The 5,874-nt window shown below is 56.4% G+C and carries 4 protein-coding genes and 1 pseudogene; 4 read left to right on the top strand and 1 reads right to left on the bottom strand.

The features are described from left to right. Positions 1 to 120 precede the first annotated feature (120 nt). Positions 121 to 252, bottom strand: coding sequence for a hypothetical protein (locus P0D80_RS48235; protein ID WP_408295348.1), 132 nt, complete (start codon positions 250 to 252; stop codon positions 121 to 123). A 160-nt stretch (positions 253 to 412) separates the two neighbouring features. Here P0D80_RS48235 and P0D80_RS48240 point away from each other — a divergent pair. The 4 genes and pseudogenes from P0D80_RS48240 to P0D80_RS48255 all read left to right on the top strand — a co-directional run. Continuing rightward, positions 413 to 608, top strand: a pseudogene (locus P0D80_RS48240) (IS4 family transposase); the annotation flags it as partial. Positions 609 to 844: 236 nt separating this feature from the next. Continuing rightward, the gene (locus P0D80_RS48245) at positions 845 to 2,005 is read left to right on the top strand and encodes an MFS transporter (RefSeq protein WP_408295351.1); all 1,161 of its coding nucleotides are present in this window, start codon (positions 845 to 847) and stop codon (positions 2,003 to 2,005) included. A gap of 18 nt (positions 2,006 to 2,023) precedes the next feature. Further along, on the top strand, positions 2,024 to 4,297 hold the full coding sequence (locus P0D80_RS48250) for an SRPBCC family protein (protein WP_408295354.1): 2,274 nt from the start codon (positions 2,024 to 2,026) through the stop codon (positions 4,295 to 4,297). Positions 4,298 to 4,306: 9 nt separating this feature from the next. Further along, positions 4,307 to 5,824, top strand: coding sequence for an aldehyde dehydrogenase family protein (locus tag P0D80_RS48255; RefSeq protein ID WP_408295357.1), 1,518 nt, complete (start codon positions 4,307 to 4,309; stop codon positions 5,822 to 5,824). Positions 5,825 to 5,874 lie beyond the last annotated feature (50 nt).

The following is a 5,874-nucleotide window of genomic DNA, read 5'->3' on the forward strand; positions in this document are numbered from 1 at the left end:
GTTTTTGGCGCTAGGGCTGCCTAGATTTAGCAGAATAGGCCAAATATCCTCTTCTAGGAGGAATGGGGCATAATTAGTCCGGTGATGGCTTACTACATGCAGTCAGTTGGGATCGTGTCATCACGGTCGCGGCCGGCCATCAATCCTGTCCGGATTTTCGTGGCCACCGCGGGGCATGGCACACATTGCCAATTGCTGCGCCAGCTCAAGCATGCCGAGCTCGGCACAAGTGGGCGTCTGTTTCTGAGTCATGGTGGACTCCTTGCCGTTCGCTATTGCACATCGCCGTTTGAGACTAGGTCCTGCGCGGCAACGCGTAACAGCACGAGAGACCGACCGGTGTCGAATTTTAGTCTAGGCCGCTGCAACCACGAAGGCGCGTCACGACATCAAAGGGGGCACGCGCTGGACGTTCGTCGATCGCGGCGAGCTTCACGGCGCGTATCTCTTGATGAAAAAGCGCCGACCGCCACGGCCGCCGAGGTTGAACGAAGGGGTTTCGTTTGGTTGCGCAGTGTGGCGCATTTCTGGCCCGTAAAGGCGACGGCGAACCTAGTGCAAAGACGATCGGGGACGGCTTGCAACGCGTCATGACCGCAGTCGAAACCGACGCGCGCTGCGAAACAAAGCCATTTGATGTTCAGATCTGCATAGGGAGGTGGGATGAAGTGGCCCAAATGTATTGTCATCGGACGCAACGAGCCGGATGGTTTGCAGCCGCCACTACGGCGTCTTGACGAAGACAGCGCAAGCAAGCTGTTTAAGCTGGAGCGGGCGTGATCGGCACGCAGAACCTGCTCGCACGCATATAAACCGGTCCCGCTTTTTCGCGACGAGGGCATCCGTGAAGAAATGGAGGATTATGGGCGTAGTCACATACGCCCTGTTCATCGACTATTTGATTTACGGCTTGGTCGTTCCTCTAATATCGCACACGCCAATTGGGACAATGAGCGAATCCAACATGGCGCAGGTTTATGGTAGCTATGCTGTGGGCGTACTCTCCGCGACGCTCCTGTTCGGATACGTCGGCGACCGCTTGGGCCACCGCCGACTGATGATGATCGGTGTCTTGCTTTCGGCGTGCGGCACTCTGCTTTTTTGGTGGGCACCCAATTATCCGCTGCACATGCTTGCGCGGGGGCTGCTGGGTGCGGCCTCGGCGGGAACATGGACGGCCGGCTTGGCACTGGTCGCAGAACGCTATCGTACGAAGCGAGTCGAGATGATGGGCTACGCGCTCGGGGGGGGCACAGCAGGTTCGATCGTCGGACCGTTGCTCGGTGGTCTCATGTTCGAACTTGGTGGATATTCGCTCCCTTTCGAGGTCACAGGAGTGTTGCTCGCGCTGGATGTGGTCTTGTGCTTTTCGCTGTTACCAAGAGATCGGCCCGCTATGCTTGCGAGCATTCCTCTTCGAATGCTGTTTTCCCGGGGCGCGATCTTGGTTCCTGCGATAGCCGTGATGTTGGCAGCCTTCGGCTGGGGAATCGTTGAACCGCTTATGCCGCAGCGACTCACGCAACTCGGTGCGACGCCTGTGACCGTTGGACTTACATTCACGATCGCCACGCTCGCCTACGGAGCGAGCGCTCCGCTCGTGAGCTGGACATCACGGCGGCTGCCGATTAAGCGTGTCGTCGGTGGAGGTGCTGTTGCTATGGCCATCTTCCTAGCGACTGTCGGATTCGCGCCCGATGTGATCCTTGCATCTGCGGCACTTTGTCTGCTCAGTGTCTCTTTTGCCTTCACTCTGAATCCAGCGTCGGCAGAACTTGGCAATGCCGTCGATCGATTAGGCATTGCCTGTTATGCAGCAGTTTACGCCGTCTACAATATTGCCTATTCAATCGGGATGATGGCGGCAAACGCGTTGGCATCGGTTGTGTCTGAGGAAATCGGCTTTTTATACACGCTATTGACTGCGGGGACCGTCATGCTGATCTGCTCTGCTTTTCTGCTACAGAAGGATCTAAATGCGGTCATGGAACCAAAGAATCAGTGATCAAATCAGGAGAACAGCATGAGTCAGTCCACCGAAAGCTATGGCACTCTGCTCGCTGCGCTTGAGCGCGGCGATACACTACCGTCGCAATGGTACACCGATCCTGCAATCGCCGATCGAGAGCTTCACCAGATTTTCCGCAAAACGTGGAGCTATATCGGTCCGCTAAATGAGCTCGAAACCGTTGGCGACTACATTACTGGGTACGTCGGCGACGTGCCGGTCGTCGTGGTCCGCAATGAAATCGGCCTCACCGCTCTTGTTAATGTGTGTCGCCATCGTCGCCATGAGGTGATGAAAGGTCGAGGCAATGCCAAGATGATGCAATGCGGCTACCACGCTTGGGCTTATGATCTGTCCGGCTGTCTAAAAGGCGCGCCCCGCACAGCAACCGAATCCGGATTTTGTCTCGACGAGTACCCGTTGCTGCCGCTGAAGGTTGATGCGCTTGGCCCCTGGGTGTTTGTTAATTTAGATTGCGAAGCGATCCCATTGGCACAGCAATACAGTGCGTTGCTCGATCTCATTGCTGAAAGCGGCATTGACCTCCGCAGCCTAGAACTCCACTCGCGCGTTGATTGGGAGTCGCACTCCAACTGGAAAACCATGTTAGAGAACTACCTTGAATGCTATCACTGCGCAGTAGCTCACCCGAGCTTCAGTGCGGCGATTGACGTGCGGCCGGAAAACTACAACCTCGGTATCCACGGGATGCTCCTGAGCCAGATTGGCCACGCGCGGAAACCGGCAGTTGAGGACGATCGCCGGGTAAAGACCATGAACTTGTGCGACGAAGTGAGCCAGGCGCAGTACCATTTGTTGTTTCCCAACATGACGATCAACGTCAATCCTGGATTTCCAAACCTGTCGATCGACGTATGGCGGCCGAACGGACCTGGGGGCTGCAATGGATTCTCCGAACAGTACTTTGGCCCGGGCGTTACTAAAGAGTTTGCCGAAGGGCTGATCGAGTTCAATCGACAAGTTGGCGCGGAAGATGATGCGCTGACCGACTCCGTGCAACGCGGACTACGCGCGGGCATTCCCGCGCGCGGTCGATTTCTCACTGACGCGGAGCATCTGGTTGGTCATTTCCAGAAGCTGACTGCGGCAGCAGTCGTTGGCATGCCAGGCGACTTAAACGCTGCAGTTCGGGCGCCTGATTCCCGGAAACGCGAAATCTCCTCCACGCTTTCAGAGTCTGTCGCATTAGAGAGCGAGCGCAATAAGTACGTCGAACTGGAGGTAGTCAAGGTAGAGCAGGAAAGCGAGGTAATCACCTCGTTCTACTTGCGACGCGTCGACGGCAAGCCGCTTTATTCATGGCGGCCGGGCCAGTTCTTGCCGATCCGCGTAGAGATCCCTGGACAGGCGCCGGCAACGCGGACCTATACGCTTTCTACCGCGAGCAATGTTGATCACTACCGGCTCAGTGTCAGGTTGCATGAAGGTGATGCATTGGTATCGCGCTTCCTGCATGCCAATGCCAAACCTGGTCTCCGCATCGAAGCGATGGCTCCGCGCGGTAAGTACGTGCTGACTCAATCGGGTGATCGTCCTGTTGTGCTGATTTCTGGCGGAGTCGGTATAACGCCAATGATTGCCATGGTCGAACATATCGTGTCAGAGGGTGAGCGTACAGGCGCTTTTCGTCCCGTGTACTTTATCCACGGCGCGCACAGCGGGAAGGCGCTTGCTTTCGGCAAGCAGATCGCGGCGCTTGCAAAGATCCATCCCTGTTTTAAGGTACACTTCTGCTTCAGTCGGCCTGCTGATAGCGATGTAGTCGGTACGAGCTATCATACACATGGGCAGGTGAGCATCGACACGATTGAGAAACTGCTTCCGTTCGGCGACTACGAATTTTATCTGTGCGGCCCTTCCGGATTCATGAAGTCCCTCTATGATGGACTCACTACAATAGGCGTATCAAGCGATCGGATCTTTTACGAGTCGTTCGGTCCGTCGACAATACTCGGTCCGAAGAGTCAATCAAAGGTATACGCTCGACGAACTGAAGAGACGGGTGACGCGGTCACTATCTGCTTTCAGAAGGCAGACACGTGTGCCGAATGGTCAAGCGAATGCGGCACCCTGCTTGAGTTCGCCGAGTCCCTTGGCTTCGCGCCAAAGTTCGGCTGTCGCTCCGGCATTTGCGGGTCATGTGCAACCCCAATCCTTGAGGGAAGCGTCGATTATCTCGAGGACACCGTGGCTCCGCGCAAAGAATCGGAGATTCTGTTGTGCTGCTCGGTGCCGCGCGCCGGCGTAAATGTCGTCCTAGATCTGTAGGGGCACAGTATGAGGACTGAACAGGCAAAGACGTTCACAGCGGAAGACTTCCGCCGCCATGCCGCAGTGATGAAACCAGAGACTCGCATGTTAATCGATGGCGAGTTGCTGGAGAGCGCATCGGGGGAGCGATTCGAGTCGACGAATCCTGCAACTGGGAAGGTCGCAGCAACCGTGCCCGCCGGCACCATTGAGGATGTCAATCGCGCAGTGATCTCGGCGCGGCGCGCCTTCAGGTCTGGCGCATGGTCGAGGCGGGAGCCGCGGTCACGTATGGAGGTGCTGTACCGCTTCGCCAAGTTGATTGAGGATCATGCACTGGAATTCTCACTGCTCGACTCAATGGACGTCGGCAAGCCGGTGACCGACATGCTGTCTGGCGACGTGCCTGCTGCCGCGCTAACTTTTCAGTACTTCGGCGAGACAATCGACAAGATCGAAGGCACGATAACCAGCACTGCGGCGGATGCGTTTCATTACATAGTCCGCGAGCCACTTGGCGTGGTGGCGTGCATTACCCCTTGGAATTATCCACTGCTCATGAATGCGTGGAAGGTCGCGCCAGCGCTTGCTGTGGGCAATTCAGTTGTGCTAAAGCCCGCGGAGCTCTCGCCTCTATCGGCGACTTTGCTCGCTCAGCTTTTTATCGAAGCGGGGGGGCCGGAAGGCGTGTTCAACGTCGTACACGGAACAGGAAGCACGGCCGGCAAGGCGTTGGCGCTACACATGGATGTGGATAAGATCAGCTTCACCGGCTCGACCGACGTAGGAAAGTTGATGATGGTCTACGCAGGTCAGTCGAATCTCAAGCGCGTAACCGTAGAGACTGGCGGTAAATCTCCGCACATAATTACGAGCAGCGTGCCGGACCTCGATGTGGCGGTCGATTATGCAATCAGCGGTATCTATGTGAACAAGGGAGAAGTATGTAGCGCCGGCTCGCGTATATTAGTCGATGCATCCATCGAGAAGGACTTTGTGGAGCGATTCAAGGCGCGCGTACACGAGCGTGTACGCCTCGGGGATCCCCTCGATCCGAAGACGACAATGGGCCCACAAGCAAGTCACTGCCATCAGCAGAAGATCCTTGACTATGTTCGAATCGGTGTTCAGGAGGGTGCGCAAGTCGTTTTAGGCGGACGGATGCCCCGTGGCTTCGATGAGGGTGCGTATGTCGAGCCGACCCTGCTTACGGGGGTCAACAATCGCATGCGCATTGCCCGAGAGGAGATTTTCGGACCGGTCGGTGTTGTCATACCCTTTTCTACAATCGATGAGGCAGTCGCGATCGCGAACGATTCCACGTTTGGGCTTGCGGCCGGCGTGTGGACATCCGATCTTTCGATGGCGCACAAGATGGCACGTAACATTCAAGCGGGTGTGATCTGGGTGAATTGCTACGATCACGGCGACATGACTCAGCCTTGGGGCGGCTTCAAACAGTCGGGCACGGGACGGGACAAGTGCTTGGAGACGCTTCTGACAGTTTCTCAAACGAAGTCTGTCTGGATGCATCTCGGTTATTGACATCCCCTCCCTCAACATGTGTATTAGTCTAGACCGGATCTGACAGGTAA

Source organism: Paraburkholderia sp. RL17-373-BIF-A, from assembly GCF_046030175.1.
In the GTDB taxonomy this organism is placed as follows: domain Bacteria; phylum Pseudomonadota; class Gammaproteobacteria; order Burkholderiales; family Burkholderiaceae; genus Paraburkholderia.

What these genes read in the sequence shown, in the direction of transcription:
- P0D80_RS48255 (WP_408295357.1), top strand. Translation starts at nt 4,307, where the DNA reads ATGAGGACTGAACAGGCAAAGACGTTCACAGCGGAAGACTTCCGCCGC.
- P0D80_RS48250 (WP_408295354.1), top strand. Translation starts at nt 2,024, where the DNA reads ATGAGTCAGTCCACCGAAAGCTATGGCACTCTGCTCGCTGCGCTTGAG.
- P0D80_RS48235 (WP_408295348.1), bottom strand. Translation starts at nt 252, where the DNA reads ATGACTCAGAAACAGACGCCCACTTGTGCCGAGCTCGGCATGCTTGAG.